Below are 19,914 nucleotides of genomic sequence, written 5' to 3' on the forward strand. Positions count from 1 at the left end.
GAGCGCGATTACGCTCGTGTGGTGACCCCGACCGACTCCCCCGTCTCCCCCGCCGACCACACCGCCGTCCCGACCAGGCGGCGGCGGCTGCGCGTCCTGTGGTGGCTGCTGGGCGCGCTCGGCGCGCTCGTGGTGCTGGCCGTCGTCGGCATCCTCATCTGGAGCCAGGTCGGCGTCATGGCCGCAGAGCCGGAGCCGCTCGCCGAGGTGCGGGCGAATGCCGCCATCGAGATCACCGACACGACCGGGGCGATCGTGATGGAGCCGGCAAGCGGCGGGTCCGAGGTCGGACTCGTCTTCGTCCCCGGCGCGAAGGTCGACCCGTGGGCGTACGCGGCGAAGCTGAGCGGCCTCGTCGACGAGGGCGGGGCGACGGTCGTGATCACGAAGCCCTGGCTGAACCTCGCGTTCTTCGACCTCCGCCCGCTCGAGTCCTTCACCGACCTCGCCCCCGATGTGCAGACGTGGGCCGTGGGCGGGCATTCGCTCGGCGGCGTGCGGGCGTGCCAGCTCGCCGCCGATGCCGACGCGCTCGTGCTGTTCGCCTCCTACTGCGCCACCGACCTCTCGGATTCCGGACTGCCCGTGATCGGCATCTCGGGCACGGAAGACGGGCTGACCACCCCCGAGAAGATCGAGGACGCTCAGCCTCTGCTGCCCACCGATGCGCGCATGGAGGTCATCGACGGAGCGAGCCACTCGTCGTTCGGCGACTACGGCCCCCAGCCCGGTGACGGCACGCCGACCATCTCGGATGCCGACATGGCGGCCGAGCTCACGGCGCTGCTGCTCGCGTTCGCAGAACCGGCGATGTGAGCGTCGTCCTCCTCGCCTGCCTGGCGGCGTTCGTCGCGGCGGTGATCCAGCGCATCACCGGGCTGGGCTTCGTGCTCGTTCTGGTCGGCCCCATCGTCCTGCTCTACGGCCCGCTCGAGGGCGTCACGATCGCCGTCCTGCTCGCCCTGGTCGCATCGCTCACCGCGATCCCGCTGGTGTGGAAGCAGATCGAGTGGCGGCGCACGTGGTGGCTGATCTGGCCCGGCCTGATCGCCGCGCCGTTCGGCGCCCTGCTGGTGCGCGTGCTGCCCGAGGCCGCGCTGCTGCTGCTCATCGCCGCGATGGCGTACTTCGCCCTGATCGCCGGCTGGCTGCCCGCGCTCTCCGCGTCGCTGAAGGGCAAGCCGGGCGCCGTCGTCGCAGGGTCGGCGGCGGGCTTCATGCACGTCGCGAGCGGGCTGTCGGGCCCGCCGTTGGCCGCCTACGCCGTCGGCGACGGGTGGCCGCAGCGACGCTTCGCGGCCAGCGTGCAGGTGATCTTCGCGGTCTTCAGCGTCGTCTCGGTGGCACTGCGCGGGCTGCCCGTGTCGCCGGTCGCGGATGTCTGGACGCTCGTCGCGGCGACGGCCTCCGGCATCCTGATCGGAACGCTCCTGAGCCGCCACGTCTCGCCGCGCGTCGGCCGGATCGCGATGCTCGCCATCGCGTGGGCCGGCGCGACAGTGGTGCTCGTGCGCGGCATCCTGGCACTCTTGCTCTGACGGTGGAATCCACGATCGGCGGCGATTTTCGGTTAATGACGAATAACGCTTAGGGTTCTGATCTGGGGACGGCACCGTCATGCCGCCACGACGACGTGTGGGAGACGAATGAGCGAGCCTCGCTACGCCATCATCGGTGCTGGTCCGTCTGGCCTCTCGGCAGCGCGCGCCCTGCAGAAGGCGGGAATCGCGTTCGACGGCTACGAAGCCTCCCGCGGCGTCGGCGGGCTGTGGGACATCGAGAATCCGCGTTCGACCATGTACGAGTCGGCGCACCTGATCTCATCGCGCACGACGACCGAGTTCACCGAGTTCCCCATGGACACCACGGCGGACTACCCGAGCCACCGCACACTCGTCCGCTACTTCCGCGACTTCGCGGACCGCTTCGCGCTGACCGCCAAGTTCCGGTTCGACACGAAGGTCACGGCTCTCGAGCGGGACGACGACGGCGGATGGATGCTGCGGGCCGACGGTCCCGACGGACCCATCGCGCAGCGCTACGAGGGCGTCATCCTTGCCAACGGCACGCTCGCCGAGCCGAGCATCCCGGAGTTCCGCGGAGAGTTCACCGGTGAACTCCTCCACACGAGCGCCTACAAGAGCGCGTCGCAGCTGACCGGCAAGCGCGTCCTCATCATCGGCGCCGGCAACTCGGGCTGCGACATCGCGGTCGACGCCGTCCACCACGCGGCATCCGTCGACATGAGCGTGCGTCGCGGCTACTACTTCGTGCCGCGCTACCTGTTCGGCCGGCCCAGCGACACGCTGAACCAGGGCAAGCCCCTCCCCGCTCCGATCAAGCAGTTCGTCGACAGGCGGGTGCTGCAGGCGTTCACGGGCGACCCGGTCAGGTTCGGATTTCCGAAGCCCGACTACAAGATCTACGAGTCGCACCCGATCGTCAACACGCTGATCCTCAACCATCTCGGCCAGGGCGACCTCGGCATCCGCCCCGACATCGACCGGTTCGACGGCCGCACCGTGCACTTCCGCGACGGCTCGAGCGGCGAATACGACCTGGTCCTCCTCGCGACCGGCTACACCCTCGACTACCCATTCGTCGATCGCACGGCGCTCAACTGGAAGGGCTGGTCGCCGCAGCTCTTCCTGAACGTCTTCCCGCCGTCGTTCAACGGCCTGTATGTCATGGGCATGATCGAGGCCTCGGGAATCGGCTGGCAGGGCCGGTACGAGCAGGCCGAGCTGATCGCGCAGTACCTCGCGGCGGCCGAGAGCCACCCCGAGCGGGCGGCGGCGTTCCGTCGCCGGGTGGGCGACGAGCCGTGGCCGGACCTCACGGGCGGATACAAGTACCTGGGACTCGCCCGCATGTCGTACTACGTCAACAAGGACGCCTACCGCCGGGCCGTGCGCGAGGCGACGGCGGCGCTGCGCACCGATCAGAATTCGGATGCCGCGACCCGCGGCATCCACTCACGCCTGCGCCGGACCCGGAAGGTCGCCTCGTGAATCCCGACGACATCGTCCTGAACTTCAATCCGGGGATGCTGGTCATCCTGAACATCGTGCTCGGGCTGATCATGTTCGGCATCGCCCTGGACACCACGGTCGACGATTTCAAGGTCGTCGCGCGCAAGCCCAAGCCGTTCGTCATCGCGATCTTGGCGCAGCTGCTCGTGCTGCCGGGAGCGGGAGGTTCGACCCGGTCTCAGTCGGCGAAGCCCTCGGCGATCAGCTCGATGAGCTCCTCGCGCTCCTCGACCGGGAGGAACGCACCGGCGGCGGCATTCAGCTGGAACGCCTCGAGGTCGTCGATGCCGTACTCGAAGGTCTCGACCAGCAGCGCGAGCTCGCGCGTCAGCGACGTCCGGCTCATGGTGCGGTTGTCGACATTCACCGTCACGGCGAAGCCCAGCTGGTACAGCAGGTCGAACGGGTGGTCCTCGAGCGTGGTCCCCCACGCCGCGAAGGCGCCCGTCTGAAGGTTCGAGGACGGCGACAGCTCGAGCGGGATCTCGCGGTCGCGCACCCAGCGGGCGAGGTCGCCGAACTGCACGAACACCTCTTCGCCCTCGCGCGAGACGACCTCGAGGTCCTCGGCGATGCGCACGCCGTGACCCAGGCGCAGCGCACGGCCGTCGATCAGGGCCGAGCGGATCGAGTCCAGGCCTGCGGCCTCCCCCGCGTGCACGGTGACCGGGAAGAACTCCGACGCGAGGTAGTCGAACGCCGCGCGGTGGCGCGACGGCGGGAAGCCGTCCTCGGGACCGGCGATGTCGAAGCCGACGGCACCGCGGGTGCGCCAGTCGACGGCGAGCTTCGCGATCTCGAGCGAGCGGTCGGTGTGACGCATCGCGGTGATGAGCTGACCGACGCGGATGTCGCGCCCGGCGCTCTCGGCGGCGTCCTCGCCCTCTTCGATGCCCTCCTGGACAGCCTCGACGACTTCGTCCAGCGAGAGGCCGCCGCCCAGGTGCTGCTCAGGCGCCCAGCGGACCTCGCCGTAGATCACGCCGTCGGCGGCGAGGTCCTCGACGAACTCACGGGCGACTCGCGTCAGGCCCTCGCGGGTCTGCATCACGGCGGTGGTGAGATCGAACGTCTTGAGGTACTCGACCAGTGAGCCCGAGTCGCTCTTGTCGGCGAACCAGTCCGCCAGATCGTCCGCGGTCTTCTCCGGCACCTCGACGCCCGCCGCATCGGCGAGCTCGATGATGGTGCCCGGGCGCAGTGCGCCGTCGAGGTGGTCGTGGAGGGAGACCTTCGGGAGGCTCCGGATCGAGATTCCGTCGACGAGGGCGTCTGCGTGCTGATCGATGGGCATGGGTTCTCCTGAAGGGTCAGCGGATGTCGAGGGTCGGGGCGGAGGTCAGGCGGTGATGCGCTCGAGCACCAGCGGAGTGCGGGCCGGGGCATCCGTCCCGATCTTCCACGCCCCGTCCAGGGCGTCGAGGGCGCGCTCGAAGCGCGAGCCATCCTCGCCCAGCAGGGCGAACAGCGGCTGTCCGGCCACGACCTCGTCGCCGGGCTTGACGTGCAGGTCGATGCCGGCCGCGTGCAGCACCGGGTCCTGGGCGCGGGCACGACCGGCGCCCAGGCGCCAGGCGGCGATGCCGAAGGGCAGTGCCTCCATCTGCGTGACGTAGCCGGCCGACGTCGCCGTGACGGTATGGGTCTCGTTCGGTGCGGGAAGCGGCGCATCGGGGTCGCCGTCCTGGGCCCGGATCATCCGGCGCCAGGCATCCATCGCCCGGCCGTCCCGCAGGGCTGCCTCGACGTCGGCATCGGGCTTGCCCGCGAGGGCCAGCATCTCGCGGGCGAGAGCGATGGTCAGCTCGACCACGTCGGCCGGTCCCCCGCCGGCGAGCACCTCGACGGACTCGCGGACCTCGTTCGCGTTGCCGATCGCGAGTCCGAGCGGGGTGTTCATGTCGGTGAGCAGCGCCGTGGTAGCCACTCCGGAGTCGGTGCCGAGAGCCACCATCGTGCGGGCGAGCTCGCGCGCCTTGACGACGTCGCGCATGAACGCGCCCGAGCCGAACTTGACGTCGAGCACCAGCGAGTCGGTGCCCTCGGCGATCTTCTTCGACATGATGCTCGAGGCGATGAGCGGGATGGCTTCGACCGTTCCGGTGACGTCCCGCAGCGCGTACAGCTTCTTGTCCGCCGGGGCGAGGCCCGTACCCGCCGCGCAGATCACGGCGCCGACGTCGGCCAGCTGGGCGAAGAGCTCGTCGTTGCTGAGCGCAGCCCGCCACCCGGGAATGGACTCGAGCTTGTCGAGCGTTCCGCCGGTGTGGCCGAGGCCACGACCCGACAGCTGCGGAACTGCGACGCCGAACGCGGCGACCAGCGGCGCGAGGGGCAGAGTGATCTTGTCGCCCACTCCGCCGGTCGAGTGCTTGTCGACCGTGGGCTTGCCGAGGCTCGCGAAGCTCATGCGCTCGCCCGACGCGATCATCGCGTCCGTCATCACCCGGATCTCATCGCGGGTCATGCCGTTCAGCAGCACCGCCATGGCGAACGCCGCCATCTGCGAGTCGGCGACGTAGCCGCGCGTGTACGCGTCGATCATCCAGCGCAGCGCGTCCTCGGGAACAGTCCCGCCATCGCGCTTGGCGCGGATGACGTCGACGGCGTCGTGCGGCTCGACGGCGCCTGCATCCCCGCCGCTCACCTCGGGAGCGCTCATCGTGCGGCATCCTCCAGGTCGCGGGGGCCCCACGCGTCGGGCAGGACCTCGTCGATCGTACGGATGCCGGACACCGTCTCGAGCAGCATCCCGGGGATCGCGAACTCGTACAGGAGCTGACGGCAGCGGCCGCACGGCATGATCGTGTCGCCCTGGCCGTTCACGCACACGAAGGCCACGAGGCTCCCGCCGCCCGACATGGCGAGCTCGCTCACCAGGCCGCACTCGGCGCACAGCGTCACGCCGTACGAGGCGTTCTCCACGTTGCAGCCGGTCACGATGCGCCCGTCGGTCACGAGGGCGGCCGCGCCGACACGGTAGCGCGAGTACGGGGCGTACGCGCGGGTCATCGCGTCGGTCGCGGCGGCGCGCAGCTCATCCCAGTCGATGTCGGTCACGGACGGTCATCCTTCATGTCGGTCGTGCGAGCGGCGGCGTGGGGCGATCGGAACACGATCAGCCCTTGATGTACGGTTTGCCCGCCGCAGCCGGACCGCGTATCTGCCCGGCGAATCCGGCGACGGCGATGATCGTCACGAGGTACGGCAGCATCAGCATGAACTCGCTCGGGATCGGGGTGCCGAGCACGGTGAGCAGGTTCTGCAGGTTGGTGGCGAAGCCGAACAGGAGCGCGGCAAGGGTCGCGCGGATCGGGTCCCATCGTCCGAAGATGACGGCCGCGAGGGCGATGAAGCCGAGGCCTGCGGTCATCTCCTTGGTGAACTGGCCCACCGAGACGAGCGTGAAGTACGCACCGCCGATACCGGCGATCGCGCCGGCGAGCGACACGTTCCAGAAACGGCTGGTGTTCACCTTGATGCCGACGGTGTCGGCCGCCTGCGGGTGCTCGCCGACCGCGCGAAGCCGCAGACCCCACCGCGTGCGGTACAGGCCCCACGCCACGATGCCGACCGTGAAGTACATCAGGTACACGATGAAGGTCTGGTTGAACAGCACGGGTCCGATGATGGGGATCTCACCGAGCAGCGGGATCTCCCAGCGCGTGAAGCGGACCGGCCTGTTCAGCACCGACTCGTTCGGCACGAGCAGGGCGCCGTACAGGAAGCCCGTGAGTCCCGTCACCAGCACGTTGAGCACGACGCCGACGATGACCTGGTCCACGAGGTACTTGATCGAGAACGCCGCGAGGACGAACGCGACGAGCACGCCGCCGATCATCGCGCCGATGAGCCCGACGAACGGGTTGCCGGTGATGCTGGCGAGCATCGCCGCGCTGAAGGCACCCAGCAGGAACTGGCCCTCGATCGCGACGTTCACGACGCCCACCCGCTCACCGATCACGCCGCCCAGCGCGCCGAAGATCAGCGGGATCGCGAGCGACAGGGAGCCGAACAGGAGGCCCGTGACCGGAACGAGTCCTCCGGCCGCCGCCCAGGTGAGGAACGCGAAGATCGCGAGCACGCCGTAGACGATGGGCAGCCATACCCCGGTGCGGCGATAGGACCAGGCATCCCACAGCGCCCACGCGGTCAGCAGCACCAGGACGATCAGCACGCCCCAGGTCGTCGGAGCAGTGGGGACGCTGACGGTCGGGAGCTCGATCGACGAGGACCGGTCTCCCAGCCGGAAGGAGCTCACGCCGTCGCGGGGCACGAGCAGGAAGAGCAGGAACAGCAGGAACGTGGCGATGGCGAGACTGATCGCCATCTTCCAATGGCGGACCTTCACGGTCGCGAGCTGGATCGTGCCGTCGGCGGCGACGGCGGGAGCGAGGCTCATGCGGACACCGCCTTCCGTGCGGCCTTGGCTCGCGCCTTGGCCGCCTTCTCGGCGTCGGTCTTCGGCAGGAAGAAGATCGTTCGAACCAACGGCGGCGCCGCGATGAACAGGACGATCAGCGACTGGACGACCAGGACGATGTCGACCGGGATGCCCTGCGACGCCTGCATCGTGAACGATCCGGCCTTGAGTGCGCCGAACAGGATTCCTGCGGCGAACACGCCCCATGCCCGGCTGCGGCCGAGGAGCGCGACGGTGATCGCGTCGAAGCCGATCCCGGCGTCGATGTACCCGTCGAAGCCGCTCGTGACCGATCCCTGGATCTGGTTCATCGCTGCGAGTCCCGCAAGGCCACCGGCGAAGAGCATGGCGTAGATGTACATGCGCTGGACCGAGATGCCTGCCGCGCGGGCGGCGTGCGGGTTCTCGCCCACGGCGCGGAGGCGGAAGCCGAGGCTGGACCGCTCGACGAGCCACCACACGAAGACGGTCGCGGCGATCACGATGATGAATCCCCAGTCCAGCAGCGGGAACCGGGGTCCGAAGAGCTCGGGGAACTGCGCACTGGCGGGTGTCGGATCGGAGATCGGCTGGTCCTCGGCCGCGCGCTGCAGCAGGCCGGGGGTGCGCACCATCCACGTCACCAGATAGAAGGCGACGTAGTTGAGCATGATCGTGAGGATCACCTCGTGCGCTCCGGTACGGGCCTTGAGCACACCGACGATGCCACCCCAGATCGCACCGCCGGCGATGCCTGCGGCCAGAGTCAGGGGCAGGTGGATGAACATCGGCAGGTCGAGGTTGAACGTCACCAGGGCTGCCACCGCGCAGGCGATGAGCATCTGGCCGCGACCGCCGATGTTGAACAGACCCACGCGGAACGCGAGGGCGACACCGAGACCGGCGGCGATCAAGGGGGCCGCGAAGCCGAGGGTGTTCGTCAGCGGACGGATCTGCGTCAGGAAGTCGGCCGCGCGCGGGTTGTAGACCGCCCCGCGGAAGAGCGCCTCATAGCCGCCGTAGACCGAGTTCCAGATCGCGATGAACGTGTCGCCGGGACGGGCGAAGAAGTACGCGGATGCCGCGCGCACGTCCTCGTTGGTGAGGGCCATGAGGATGCCGCCGACGATCATCGCGGCGACGATGGCGAGCACGGTGGTCACCCAGTTGCTGCGGAGCAGCTCCTTGATGAACATGTTCTGCCGCGGCGGCGGTTCCACCTCCGCGGTGTTTCCCGTGAGGGGGCCGCTCACATTCGGGAGCTGCTCGGGCGGGAGCCCGCGGGTGGAGTCGGGCGTGCCCGGCGTCATGCCCCTGGAATCGTCGTTCACGCGGCCACCCCGTCTCCCGGCGTCTCGCCGGCCATCATCAGACCTAGCACGTCGCGCGAGGTGTCCCCGGGGACGATGCCGACGATCGCGCCGCGGTACATCACCGCGATGCGGTCGGCCAGCGCGGCCACCTCGTCGAGCTCGGTGGAGACGACGAGCACCGGCACGCCGGCATCCCGCGTCTCCACGATGCGCGTGTGGATGAACTCGATGGACCCGACGTCCACGCCGCGCGTGGGCTGAGCTGCGACGAGGAGCTTGAGGTCCCGGCTCATCTCGCGCGCGATCACGACCTTCTGCTGGTTGCCGCCCGAGAGCGTCCCCGCTGGCACGTCCGGACCCTGCGTGCGGATGTCGTACTCCGTGATGCGGGCCTTGGCGAACTCGTCGAGCACGGTGCGGCGGACGGTGCCGCCGCGGACGAACGCGGAGTCTCCGGATCGGTCGAGGATGAGGTTCTCTGCGACCGAGAACCCGCCGACCAGTCCGTCTTCGGTGCGGTCCTCGGGAACGAAGCCGACGCCCTCGTCCAGGATGCGCCGGACGCTCTTGCCGACGAGCTCCACGCCGTCGAGCGAGATGGACCCGGTCACGCGGTCGGCGAGGCCGACGATGGCCTCGACGAGCTCGGTCTGGCCGTTGCCCTGCACGCCGGCGAGTGCGACGACCTCGCCGGGGCGGACGTCGAAGCTGACGTCGTCGACCACGACGGCGCCGGTCGGAGTGAGTACGCGGAGACCCTTGACGGAGAGTCCGGCGCCGGCGCCGATCTTCGGCGCGTCCTTGTGGACGGTCAGCTCGACCGCGCGGCCCACCATGAGGGAGGCGAGCTCGGCGTTGGAGGCCGTCGGGGATGCTTCACCCACGACCTTCCCGAGCCGGATGACCGTGATGCGGTCGGCGACGGCACGCACTTCACGGAGCTTGTGGGTGATGAAGACGATGGACGTGCCCTCGTCTCGGAGCTGACGCATGATCGCCATCAGCTCGTCGGTCTCCTGTGGCGTGAGCACGGCCGTCGGCTCGTCGAAGACGAGCACCTTGGCGTCGCGCGACAGGGCCTTGATGATCTCGACGCGCTGCTGCACACCGACCGGCAGATCGCCGACGATCGCATCGGGGTCGACCTGGAAGCCGAACCGCTGCGCCACCTCGCGCACGTGCTGCCGGGCCTTGTTCAGGTCGAGGGCGCCGATGCCCTTCGTGTCCTCGTGGCCGAGCATGACGTTCTCGGCGACGGTGAAGACGGGGATCAGCATGAAGTGCTGATGGACCATGCCGATGCCGGCGGCCATGGCGTCGCCGGGGCCCCGGAAGTGCTGGACGACGTCATCGAGCAGGATCTCGCCCTCATCGGCCTGATACAGGCCGTACAGGACGTTCATCAGCGTCGACTTGCCTGCGCCGTTCTCGCCGAGAAGGGCGTGGATCTCTCCGGGCTGGACCACGAGATCGATGTGGTCGTTCGCGACGAGGGACCCGAAACGCTTCGTGATCCCACGGAGCTCGAGCTTCATATGTGCACCTTATCCACTGTCTCCATCGGGCTGGAAGAACCGCGGCCGGGTGGAGGCATCCACCCGGCCGCGGTCAGCAGTCGGTTCGACTACGTCGAGGTCACTGCGCGGGCGAGCTCGGCGAGGTCACCTCGAGCTCACCGGAGATGATCGCCTCCTGCAGCGCTGCGAGCTCGTCGGCCAGTCCGTCGGGCAGCTCCGCCTCGAAGGCGCCGAAGCCGGAGAGGCCCACGCCCTCGTTCTCGAGCGTGCCGACGTACGGCGTGACGTCGAAGTCACCGGTCGCGGCCTGCAGGGTCGCGTCCTTCACTGCCACGTCGATGCGCTTCATGATCGAGAAGAGCACGAGGTCGGCGACCGACGGGTCGACGACGGCCAGGTCGGAGTCGACACCGATCAGGAGGGCTTCCGAGCCGGCGTCGTCGATCGCTGCCGCGGCGCTCTGGTAGATCGGGCCGCCCACGGGCAGGACCACGTCGACACCCTGGTCGAGGATGCCCTGCGCGGTCTGCTTGGCGGTGTCGTTCGCGGCGAACCCACCGGTGAACGAGCCTTCCTGGCTGGCGACGTCCCAGCCGAAGGTCTCGACCGCTGCGCCCTTGTCCTCGTTGAACTTGTCGACGCCGTCGACGAAGCCGTCCATGAAGATCGTCACGGGCGGGATCTGGATGCCGCCGAACGTGCCGACCTTGTTGACGCCTGCTGCGTCGGACCACGCCGCCGCGGCGTAGCCGCCGAGGTAGGCGGCCTGCACGGTGTCGAACAGGAGGGGCTTGATGTTCGGTGCGTCGCTCTCGCCGTTGAAGTCGGCGTCGGCCGAGTCATCGATGATGGCGTAGTCGACCTCGGGGTTCGCGGTGGCCGAGGCGATCGTGTCGGCGGAGAGCTTGAAGCCGACGGCGACGATGAACGTGCAGCCCTCGGCGATCAGGTTCTCGAGGTTGGGCGCGTAGTCGTTGGCCGAGGCCGACTCGACCTCGATGAGTTCGACGCCGAGCTCCTCGGCAGCAGCCTCCATGCCGGTCAGCGCGGACTGGTTGAACGACTTGTCGTTGAAGCCGCCGTCGTCCGAAACGAGGCAGGGCAAGAAGCCCTCGACGGCGACAGGGCCGTCCGACCCGGATTCGGTCGGGGTCGCCTCCGGGGCGGTTCCACAGCCCGCCAGGGCGAAGAGAAGGCCCGCAACGGCAGTGACACCGACGAGCTTCTTGGTGCGTGAGATGGTCAACTCGGCCTCCACTAATACCGCCCCGCGTCCTTCACGGGGACTGCACAAAGTTACCCACTGTGACGACGTCCTTGCAGTCACGGCGGAGGGTCGGTGCCGAATGGTTACAAAGACGCAATGTCGCAGACACCGGCACCGCGGTTCAGAGCACGTCGCCCTGTCCGTTGAGCTTCAGGGCGTCCACGACGCCCTTCACCCGCTGGGCGTGCTCGCTGGTGGTCACGAGGAGCGCATCTTCCGTGTCCACGACGACGATGTCGCGCACCCCGATCAGGCTGATGACGCGCTTGGTCTGGCTGACGACGATCCCGCTGGCGGCATCCGAAAGGACGCGGGCGTTCTCGCCGAGGATCGCCAGGTCGTTCTTGCGGCCGTGCGAGTTGAGCTTCGCCAGGCTGGCGAAGTCGCCGACGTCGTCCCAGTCGAAGTGCCCGGGAACCACAGCAAGGCGGCCGCGTGCGGCCGCGGGCTCGGCGACGGCGTAGTCGATGGCGATCTTCGTGAGCTCCGGCCACACCCGGTCCACGACCGGTCCGCGGCGATCGCGGTCGTCCCAGGCCTCTGCGAGCTCCAGCAGGCCGGCGTGGAGCTCGGGCTGCTGAGCGGCGATCTCGGCGAGCAGGACGTCGGCGCGCGAGATGAACATGCCGGCGTTCCACAGGTACGAGCGGTCGGCGAAGTACTCCTTCGCGGTGTCGAGATCCGGCTTCTCGACGAAGCTGTCCACGAGCGCGGCCTCAGGGGCACCCTCGACCACGAGCTCCGCGCCCTTGCGGATGTAGCCGAAGCCGACCGACGGCTCCGACGGCTGGATGCCGATCGTGCAGATGTAGCCCTGTCGCGCGGTGGCCACCGCCTGCTGCACCGCCCATTCGAACAGATGCGGCACACGGATCACGTGATCGGCGGCGAAGGAGCCGATGATCACGTCCGGCTCGCGCCGCACCAGGATGGCCGCGGCGAGGCCGATGGCGGCCGTGGAATCGCGGGGTTCGGACTCGAGGAAGACGTTCTTGTCGGGGATGCCGGGCAGCTCGTGCTCGACCGCGGCTCGGTGCGCGCGCCCGGTGACCACCGAGATGCGGTCGCGGCCGGCGAGAGGCTCCAGACGGTCCCAGGTGTCGCGCAGGAGCGTCTGCCCGGAACCGGTCAGGTCGTGCAGGAACTTGGGCGCGTCCGCGCGCGAGAGCGGCCACAGCCGGCTGCCGACGCCCCCGGCGGGGATGACGGCGTAGAAGTCCTGGATCGGTTCTGGCATGTCCCCAGGCTAGCCGCCGAGCGCCGGAGCGCCCGCGACTAAGGCTCGCCTACGTCGCCCGCTGCTCAGTTGCGGGAATAGGATGGGAGGAGCGCCCGCGTGACGCCGATGGCCCGAGCCACTGCGCCGGGTCACCTCAGGGGCATCGTTTCCCGCCCCCACCATGTTCGATCCAGGGAGGACGGCCGTGTCTGCACCAGCACGCGTCACACCGTCGGCATCCGAGACCACTTCCCGAGTCCCCCGCGGCACTCTGTACCGCGGGAACGAAGGCATGTGGTCGTGGGTGCTGCACCGCATCACCGGCATCGCGATCTTCTTCTTCCTGCTGGTCCACGTGCTCGACACCGCGCTGATCCGCGTCGCGCCCGAGGCGTACGACGCCGTGATGAGCTCGTACAAGAACCCCGTGATGGGGCTCGGCGAAGTCGCGCTCGTCGGCGCCGTCGCCTACCACGCATACAACGGTCTCCGCATCATCCTCGTGGACTTCTGGTCGTGGGCGACCCGGCACCAGCGCCAGCTGTGGTGGGGCGTCCTCGGGCTGTGGCTCGCCACGATGATCCCGTTCACGGTGCGTCACCTCATGAACGTCTTCGGCGACTTCGGAGGGGGGCACTGATGACCGCCATCGCCGATCCCCGCGCCCCGCGCGCCGCCGTCCGCCGCAAGGGTCCGAACCTCGAGAAGTGGGGCTGGATCTACATGCGCGTCTCGGGCGTCCTGCTCGTGATCCTCATCTTCGGCCACCTCTTCGTGAACCTGATGCTCGGCGAGGGCATCCACGGCATCGACTTCGCCTTCGTCGCCGGCAAGTTCGCTTCACCGTTCTGGCAGTGGTGGGACGTCATCATGCTGTGGCTCGCGCTGATCCACGGCGCCAACGGCATGCGCACCATCGTGAACGACTACGTCACCCACGAGCGCACCCGCCAGGTGCTGGTGTGGGCGCTGTGGCTCTCGGCCGCGTTCCTGATCGTCCTCGGCACGCTCGTCGTGTTCACCTTCGACCCCTGCCTGGGCCTGAGCGACACCAGCGCCGAGTGGCTGCAAGAGCTCTGCGCGTCCTGACGCCGAGCCGACCGAGTCTTCCCCCACACCGAAAGCACTGAGAGTGACCACGCAGAGCACCGACAGCTACGTCAAAGACGGCGTCCACTACCACCAGTTCGACATCGTCATCGTCGGAGCCGGCGGCGCAGGAATGCGTGCCGCGATCGAGGCCGGTCCCGGTGCCCGGACGGCAGTGATCTCGAAGCTCTATCCGACCCGCTCGCACACGGGCGCGGCGCAGGGCGGCATGGCGGCGGCGCTCGCCAATGTCGAAGAGGACTCGTGGGAGTGGCACACGTTCGACACCGTCAAGGGCGGCGACTACCTCGTCGACCAGGACGCAGCCGAGATCCTCGCGAAAGAGGCCATCGACGCGGTCATCGACCTCGAGAACATGGGCCTGCCGTTCAACCGCACTCCCGAGGGCAAGATCGACCAGCGGCGCTTCGGCGGCCACACCGCAGACCACGGCAAGACCCCGGTGCGACGCGCATGCTACGCCGCCGACCGCACCGGCCACATGATCCTCCAGACGCTGTTCCAGAACTGCGTGAAGCTCGGCATCAACTTCTTCAACGAGTTCTACGTCCTCGACCTCATCACCGTGAAGAAGGACGACGGCACCACCGAGACCGCGGGCGTGGTCGCATACGAGCTCGCCACCGGCGAGCTGCACGTCTTCCACTCCAAAGCCGTCATCTTCGCGACCGGCGGCTTCGGCAAGATCTTCAAGACCACGTCCAACGCGCACACCCTCACCGGTGACGGCGTGGGGATCGTCTGGCGCAAGGGCCTGCCGCTCGAGGACATGGAGTTCTTCCAGTTCCACCCGACCGGTCTCGCCGGGCTCGGCATCCTGCTCACCGAAGGCGCCCGCGGTGAAGGCGCGATCCTGCGCAACGCCTCGGGCGAGCGCTTCATGGAGCGCTATGCGCCGACCATCAAGGACCTCGCCCCGCGCGACATCGTGAGCCGCTGCATGGTGCAGGAAGTCGCCGAGGGCCGCGGCGCCGGACCCCACCGCGACTACGTGCTGCTGGACTGCACCCACCTCGGCGCGGAGGTGCTCGAGACGAAGCTTCCCGACATCACCGAGTTCGCCCGCACCTACCTCGGCGTCGATCCCGTCGTCGAGCCCGTGCCCGTGATGCCCACCGCCCACTACGCCATGGGCGGCATCCCGACCAACACCGACGCTCAGGTGCTCAGCGACAACACCACCGTCGTTCCCGGCCTCTACGCGGCCGGCGAGTGCGCGTGCGTGTCGGTGCACGGCTCGAACCGCCTCGGCACGAACTCGCTGCTCGACATCAACGTCTTCGGCAAGCGCGCCGGCCGCCACGCGGTCGAGTACGTCAAGACCGCCGAGTTCGTGCCGCTGCCGGAGGACCCGGCGGCCGAAGTGCGCGGCCTGATCGAGACCCTGCGCAACAACCAGGGCACCGAGCGCATCGCCGTGCTGCGCAAGAAGCTGCAGGATGAGATGGACCGCAAGGCCCAGGTCTTCCGCACCGAGGAGTCGCTCGGCGAGGTGCTCGACGTGATCGAGGAGCTGCGCGAGCGCTTCAAGAACATCCACGTCGACGACAAGGGCAAGCGGTACAACACCGACCTGCTCGAGGCCGTCGAGCTGGGCTTCCTGCTCGACATCGCCGAGGTCGTCGTGGTGACCGCCCGCAACCGCAAGGAGAGCCGCGGCGGCCACATGCGCGACGACTTCCCGCAGCGCGACGACGAGAACTACATGCAGCACACCATGGCGTACCTCTCGGGCGACGCGGGTTCGTCCAAGTCCGAGGACCACATCCGCCTCGGCTGGAAGCCCGTCGTCTTCACCAAGAACGAAGCCGGCGAATTGCGTTACCCCCCGTTGGAGAGGAAGTACTGATGACGACGCTCGCCGCCGTGGACGCGCCCTCCGAGGCCACCACCGAGCAGACCCCGGCCGACACCGGCATCCAGTCGTTCCTCGTCACCTTCATCATCCGCCGCTTCGATCCCGAGGTGGACGAAGAGCCGCGCTGGGTCGACTACGACGTGGAACTGTACGCCACCGACCGCGTGCTCGACGCGCTGCACAAGATCAAGTGGGAGGTCGACGGCTCGCTGTCGTTCCGCCGGTCGTGCGCGCACGGCATCTGCGGCTCGGACGCGATGCGCATCAACGGCCGCAACCGCCTGGCCTGCAAGACGCTCATCAAGGACCTCGACATCTCGCAGCCGATCTACGTCGAGGCCATCAAGGGCCTGCCGCTCGAGAAGGACCTCATCGTCGACATGGAGCCGTTCTTCGCGTCGTTCCGCGAGGTCCAGCCGTTCCTGATCGCCAACTCCACCCCGGAGCCCGGCAAGGAGCGTATCCAGTCGATCGTCGACCGCGAGGTCTTCGACGACACCACGAAGTGCATCCTGTGCGCCGCGTGCACCTCCTCGTGCCCCGTCTTCTGGACCGACGGCCAGTACTTCGGCCCGGCCGCGATCGTCAACGCGCACCGCTTCATCTTCGACTCGCGCGACGATGCCGGCGACCTGCGCCTCGACATCCTCAACGACAAAGAGGGCGTCTGGCGCTGCCGCACCACGTTCAACTGCACCGAGGCATGCCCCCGCGGCATCGAGGTGACGAAGGCCATCGCCGAGGTCAAGCAGGCCGTTCTGCGCGGACGAGCGTAGCGGCCACCCGCCGGTGACGGGGATCGAGCGCAACGAAGCGCCCACCACTCGGCCGGACCAGTCGCTGCGTCGCGCCCGCGGCGCGGTGACCGCGGCCTACGCCGCACAGGGCTTGGGCTACGCCGTCATCGTGACGTCGCTGCCGGCGCTTCAGCTGCGGCAGGGCATCGATGACAGCTTCGTCATCTCCATGCTGATCCTGGGCGTGGCAGTGGCCGCAGCCGTCGGCTCGGTCATCGCCAACGTCGTGGCCGTGCGCTGGGGCAGCCGTGCAGCCCTCACGCTCGGCCTCGTCATCCAGGCCGTGGCGCTGCCCCTGATCGCGATCCCCCTGCCGTTCGAGTTATTCGCCGCGGCATTCGGGATCTTCGGCATCGGCCTCGGGTGCGTGGACGCCGCCGCGGCGATGCAGGGAGTGGCCGTGCAGCGCGCCTACGGCCGGCATCTGCTGGGCGGATTCTTCGCCGCGGCGACGGCAGCGGCCATCGGAGGCGCGCTCCTGGTATCGGGCGTGGCGCTCTCGGCGGCGGCGGCCGGCGTCGCGCTGGGCTGCGCCGCCGTGATCGCCCTGGGTGTGGCCGTGATCGGCATCCGCTTGTTCGCACGTGAGGTCCCCATCGACGAGGCGCTGCCGCCGTCGGAGCGCGCAAACCTGCCCCGCACCGGCATCTGGGTGTTCGGGCTGGTCATCCTCGCGGTCTTCGTCGCGGACTCCGCGGTGAGCACGTGGAGCACGCAGTACCTCCAGCTCGACCTCGCGACGCTCGCGTGGGTGGCCCCGCTCGGCTACGCGGCCTACCAGGCGGTGGTCCTGTTGACCCGTCTGTTCACGGACCGGCTGATCCCGGCCGTCGGGCGCCGCCGCCTCGTCGCGATCGCCGCAAGCGTGTCAGCGGTGGGCTGCCTCGTCGTGGCCCTCGTGCCCTTCCCCGCCGCCGCGGCCATCGGCTTCGCCCTGGCCGGGGTGAGCGCGGGCGTGCTCATCCCGGTCACGTTCGGCGCCGCCGGAGACCTGGATCCCGCGCACAGCGACCAGGTGATCGCGCGGGTCAACCTGTTCAACTACGCCGGCGCGATCATCGGCGCGGTGGTCGTCGGCCTCCTCGCCGACGGTCCCGGGCTGGGACCGGCGTTCCTGCTGCCGGCCGTCGCGCTCGCGGCGATCCTCTTCGCCGTCCCGGCGTTCCGCTCCCGCGCCGCGCCCGGCCCGGCTGCCGATCTGCGCACGGCGGGCGATGATCCATCGGTAATCTGACCCCGTGACCCACACCCCGCCACCGGACGCTCAGGCAGTGGCGGATGCCGCGCAGCGCAACGAGGAGACTCTGCGCGAGCGGTGGGAGGAGACCGAGCACAGCCTCCGGCAGCGTTTCGACGTGCCGATCAGCCGGGCGACCCGACTGACCCAGGCGACGCTGGCATGGTTCCCGGTGCGGGTGTGGCGCCACTTCCTGATCGAGAACGGCTTCCTGCTCGCGGCCGGCGTCAGCTACGTCGCGCTCTTCGCCTGCTTCGCGGCGCTCTACCTCGCCTTCGCGATAGCAGGTCTGTGGCTGGGCGGCAGCACCCAGGCGGTCGACGCGCTGATCACCCTGATCAACTCCTACATCCCCGGCCTCATCGCCCCGGAAGGCGGCATCGCGACGCCGGAGCAGGTGCAGGCGATCGCGTCGGCGAATGCGGGCGCCCTGGGCTGGACCGGCATCATCGCGCTCGGCGTGCTCATCTGGACCGCCATGGACTGGGTCACCTACTCGCGCCGGGCGGTGCGCGCGCTGTTCTCCATCCCTCCGGACCGGCGCAGTTACGTCCTCCTGAAGGCCCGCGATCTTCTGGCGGCCGTGATCTTCGGCGCGGCGCTGATCCTCGGTGCCGCGCTGAGCACGATCGGCACGGTCGCGCTGGACTGGGTGTTCTCGCTGCTCGGCATGGCCAATGCGAGCACACTCGTGGACGTCGCGGTGCGAACCGGGTCGGCGCTCGTCGGCTTCGCGATCACCTCGACCGCGCTCGTCGGCTTCTTCCGGTTCCTGACGGGGACCAAGCTGCCGTGGCGTCGCATCTGGCCCGGGGCGATCCTCGGCGGGCTCGGCATCACCATCCTCCAGCTCGGCGCGGGACTGCTCCTCAGCTACACGCCCTCCAACCCTCTGCTCGCCACGTTCGCGATCTTCATCGGGCTTCTGCTGTGGTTCCGGCTGCTCGGCATCGTCATGCTCGTCGCCGCGGCGTGGATCGCTGTGGCCGCCAACGACCGCGACGTCGTCCTGCTCCCCCAGACGGAGGCAGAGCGCCTCGCCGCCGAGCACGCCGCCCTGGTGGTGGCCGCGCGCGTCCGAGTGAGAACGGCTCAGGATGCCCGGGCCCAGGCTCCCTGGTACCGGGTCTACCTCGCCGAGCGCGCGCTGCGCGATGCGCGGGAGGAGCTGCGCCAGGTCGAGGCATCCACTCCCCCGCCTGCACCACCGCGACCCCCGGCGGCCAAGCCCGATCGCCGTTCGAAGAAGGCCGCTGACCCGGCCTGAGCCGCGCTCGGTGTCGGAGCCGCGGGTTAGGCTGGCGGGCGTGCCACGCCGAGTCCGCATCGCCTCTGTCAACGTCAACGGGATCCGCGCGGCGACGCGCAAGGGCATGAACGAATGGCTCGACGCGGCCGATGTCGACGTGCTCGCCCTGCAGGAGGTGCGAGCCACGCTCGAAGAGCTCAGCGCGGTGCTGCCCGGCTGGGAGATCGTCAACGACGAGGCGCTGGCCAAGGGCCGCGCGGGCGTCGCGGTGGCTACCCGCTGGCCGGCCGTCGATGTGCGTCGCGTGCTCGGGCCCGAGCCGCTGGATTCGGCCGGCCGCTGGATCGAGGCCGACTTCGAGGTGGACGGCGAGCGGCTCACGGTGGTGAGCGCGTACGTGCACACCGGCGAGGCCGAGACGCCGCGGCAGGACGCCAAGTGGGCCTTCCTCGACGCCATGGAGAAGCGGATGCCGCAGCTCGAGCAGGCATCGCCGCTCGCGCTGATCATGGGTGACCTGAACGTGGGGCACCGCGAGCTCGACATCCGCAACTGGAAGGGCAACGTCAAGAAGGCCGGGTTCCTCCCACGGGAACGGGCCTATTTCGACCGGTTCCTGGGTGCGGCCGGCTCCGAGGTGACCGGCGTGGACGGATCGACCGGGCCGGGCCTCGGCTGGGTGGACGTCGGCCGCGCCGCGCACGGCGATGTCGACGGTCCGTACACCTGGTGGTCGATGCGCGGGCGCGCGTTCGACAACGACAGCGGCTGGCGGATCGACTACCACCTCGCGACCCCGGCGCTGGCGGCGCGGGCCTCAGGCTACGAGGTGGTGCGCGCGCCGTCGTGGGACACCCGGTGGAGCGACCACGCCCCCGTCGTCGCGGACTACGCGATCGGCGGCTGAGCGGGC

At 69.3% G+C, this 19,914-nt stretch carries 18 protein-coding genes; 10 read left to right on the top strand and 8 right to left on the bottom strand.

Annotation, left to right across the window (positions count from 1 at the left end; translation table 11 throughout):
• The first annotated feature begins 21 nt into the window (after nt 1-21).
• The 3 genes from ASD56_RS00190 (at nt 22) to ASD56_RS00200 (ending at nt 3,011) form a co-directional block, all read left to right on the top strand.
• Nucleotides 22-816: an alpha/beta hydrolase gene (locus tag ASD56_RS00190; protein ID WP_055959822.1), complete on the top strand. Its 795-nt coding sequence runs from the start codon at nt 22-24 to the stop codon at nt 814-816.
• Nucleotides 813-1,538 (top strand): sulfite exporter TauE/SafE family protein, encoded by a 726-nt coding sequence (locus tag ASD56_RS00195; protein WP_055959825.1) that lies wholly within the window; start codon nt 813-815, stop codon nt 1,536-1,538. The genes ASD56_RS00190 and ASD56_RS00195 overlap by 4 nt, the downstream gene beginning before the upstream one ends.
• 108 nt (nt 1,539-1,646) lie before the next feature.
• The gene (locus tag ASD56_RS00200) at nt 1,647-3,011 is read left to right on the top strand and encodes a flavin-containing monooxygenase (RefSeq protein ID WP_082541147.1); all 1,365 of its coding nucleotides are present in this window, start codon (nt 1,647-1,649) and stop codon (nt 3,009-3,011) included.
• A gap of 199 nt (nt 3,012-3,210) precedes the next feature.
• Here the strand turns inward: ASD56_RS00200 and ASD56_RS00205 are convergent, their stop codons facing one another.
• From ASD56_RS00205 to ASD56_RS00240, 8 genes are all read right to left on the bottom strand, one after another.
• Nucleotides 3,211-4,326 (bottom strand): adenosine deaminase, encoded by a 1,116-nt coding sequence (locus ASD56_RS00205; RefSeq protein WP_055959828.1) that lies wholly within the window; start codon nt 4,324-4,326, stop codon nt 3,211-3,213.
• Nucleotides 4,327-4,371: 45 nt separating this feature from the next.
• Entirely contained in the window at nt 4,372-5,694 is a 1,323-nt protein-coding gene (locus tag ASD56_RS00210; RefSeq protein WP_055959831.1) for a thymidine phosphorylase, read from the bottom strand.
• On the bottom strand, nt 5,691-6,092 hold the full coding sequence (locus ASD56_RS00215; protein WP_055959834.1) for a cytidine deaminase: 402 nt from the start codon (nt 6,090-6,092) through the stop codon (nt 5,691-5,693). The genes ASD56_RS00210 and ASD56_RS00215 overlap by 4 nt, the downstream gene beginning before the upstream one ends.
• A gap of 58 nt (nt 6,093-6,150) precedes the next feature.
• Complete coding sequence (locus ASD56_RS00220; protein ID WP_055959837.1) at nt 6,151-7,434, bottom strand: ABC transporter permease; 1,284 nt, start codon at nt 7,432-7,434, stop codon at nt 6,151-6,153.
• The gene (locus ASD56_RS00225) at nt 7,431-8,744 is read right to left on the bottom strand and encodes an ABC transporter permease (RefSeq protein WP_082541148.1); all 1,314 of its coding nucleotides are present in this window, start codon (nt 8,742-8,744) and stop codon (nt 7,431-7,433) included. Before ASD56_RS00225 ends, ASD56_RS00220 begins: the two co-directional genes overlap by 4 nt.
• A gap of 17 nt (nt 8,745-8,761) precedes the next feature.
• Nucleotides 8,762-10,282 (bottom strand): ABC transporter ATP-binding protein, encoded by a 1,521-nt coding sequence (locus ASD56_RS00230; RefSeq protein WP_055959840.1) that lies wholly within the window; start codon nt 10,280-10,282, stop codon nt 8,762-8,764.
• A 100-nt stretch (nt 10,283-10,382) separates the two neighbouring features.
• Nucleotides 10,383-11,510, bottom strand: coding sequence for a BMP family lipoprotein (locus tag ASD56_RS00235; protein ID WP_055963342.1), 1,128 nt, complete (start codon nt 11,508-11,510; stop codon nt 10,383-10,385).
• Between the two features lie 142 nt (nt 11,511-11,652).
• Entirely contained in the window at nt 11,653-12,768 is a 1,116-nt protein-coding gene (locus ASD56_RS00240) for a mannose-1-phosphate guanylyltransferase (RefSeq protein WP_055959843.1), read from the bottom strand.
• A gap of 187 nt (nt 12,769-12,955) precedes the next feature.
• Between ASD56_RS00240 and sdhC the strand changes: the two genes are divergently transcribed.
• From sdhC to ASD56_RS00275, 7 genes are read left to right on the top strand one after another with little or no spacing between them, the layout of a single operon-like run.
• A complete protein-coding gene (sdhC, locus tag ASD56_RS00245) occupies nt 12,956-13,390 on the top strand; it encodes a succinate dehydrogenase, cytochrome b556 subunit (protein WP_235565451.1) in 435 nt (144 codons plus the stop codon).
• Nucleotides 13,390-13,839, top strand: a complete 450-nt coding sequence (locus ASD56_RS00250) for a succinate dehydrogenase hydrophobic membrane anchor subunit (RefSeq protein WP_055959849.1) — start codon at nt 13,390-13,392, stop codon at nt 13,837-13,839. The genes sdhC and ASD56_RS00250 overlap by 1 nt, the downstream gene beginning before the upstream one ends.
• 43 nt (nt 13,840-13,882) lie before the next feature.
• Nucleotides 13,883-15,709 carry a succinate dehydrogenase flavoprotein subunit gene (gene sdhA, locus ASD56_RS00255; RefSeq protein ID WP_055959852.1) on the top strand — a complete coding sequence of 609 codons (1,827 nt, stop codon included), beginning with the start codon at nt 13,883-13,885 and terminating at the stop codon, nt 15,707-15,709.
• A complete protein-coding gene (locus ASD56_RS00260; RefSeq protein ID WP_055959855.1) occupies nt 15,709-16,494 on the top strand; it encodes a succinate dehydrogenase iron-sulfur subunit in 786 nt (261 codons plus the stop codon). The genes sdhA and ASD56_RS00260 overlap by 1 nt, the downstream gene beginning before the upstream one ends.
• A 13-nt stretch (nt 16,495-16,507) precedes the next feature.
• Nucleotides 16,508-17,749: an MFS transporter gene (locus tag ASD56_RS00265; protein ID WP_055959858.1), complete on the top strand. Its 1,242-nt coding sequence runs from the start codon at nt 16,508-16,510 to the stop codon at nt 17,747-17,749.
• Between the two features lie 4 nt (nt 17,750-17,753).
• Nucleotides 17,754-19,019 (top strand): YihY/virulence factor BrkB family protein, encoded by a 1,266-nt coding sequence (locus ASD56_RS00270; protein ID WP_200947432.1) that lies wholly within the window; start codon nt 17,754-17,756, stop codon nt 19,017-19,019.
• 40 nt (nt 19,020-19,059) lie between these two features.
• Entirely contained in the window at nt 19,060-19,908 is an 849-nt protein-coding gene (locus tag ASD56_RS00275) for an exodeoxyribonuclease III (RefSeq protein ID WP_055959863.1), read from the top strand.
• Nucleotides 19,909-19,914: the final 6 nt, after the last annotated feature.

The sequence above is a fragment of the Microbacterium sp. Root166 genome (assembly GCF_001427145.1).
Taxonomy (GTDB): Bacteria; Actinomycetota; Actinomycetes; order Actinomycetales; family Microbacteriaceae; genus Microbacterium.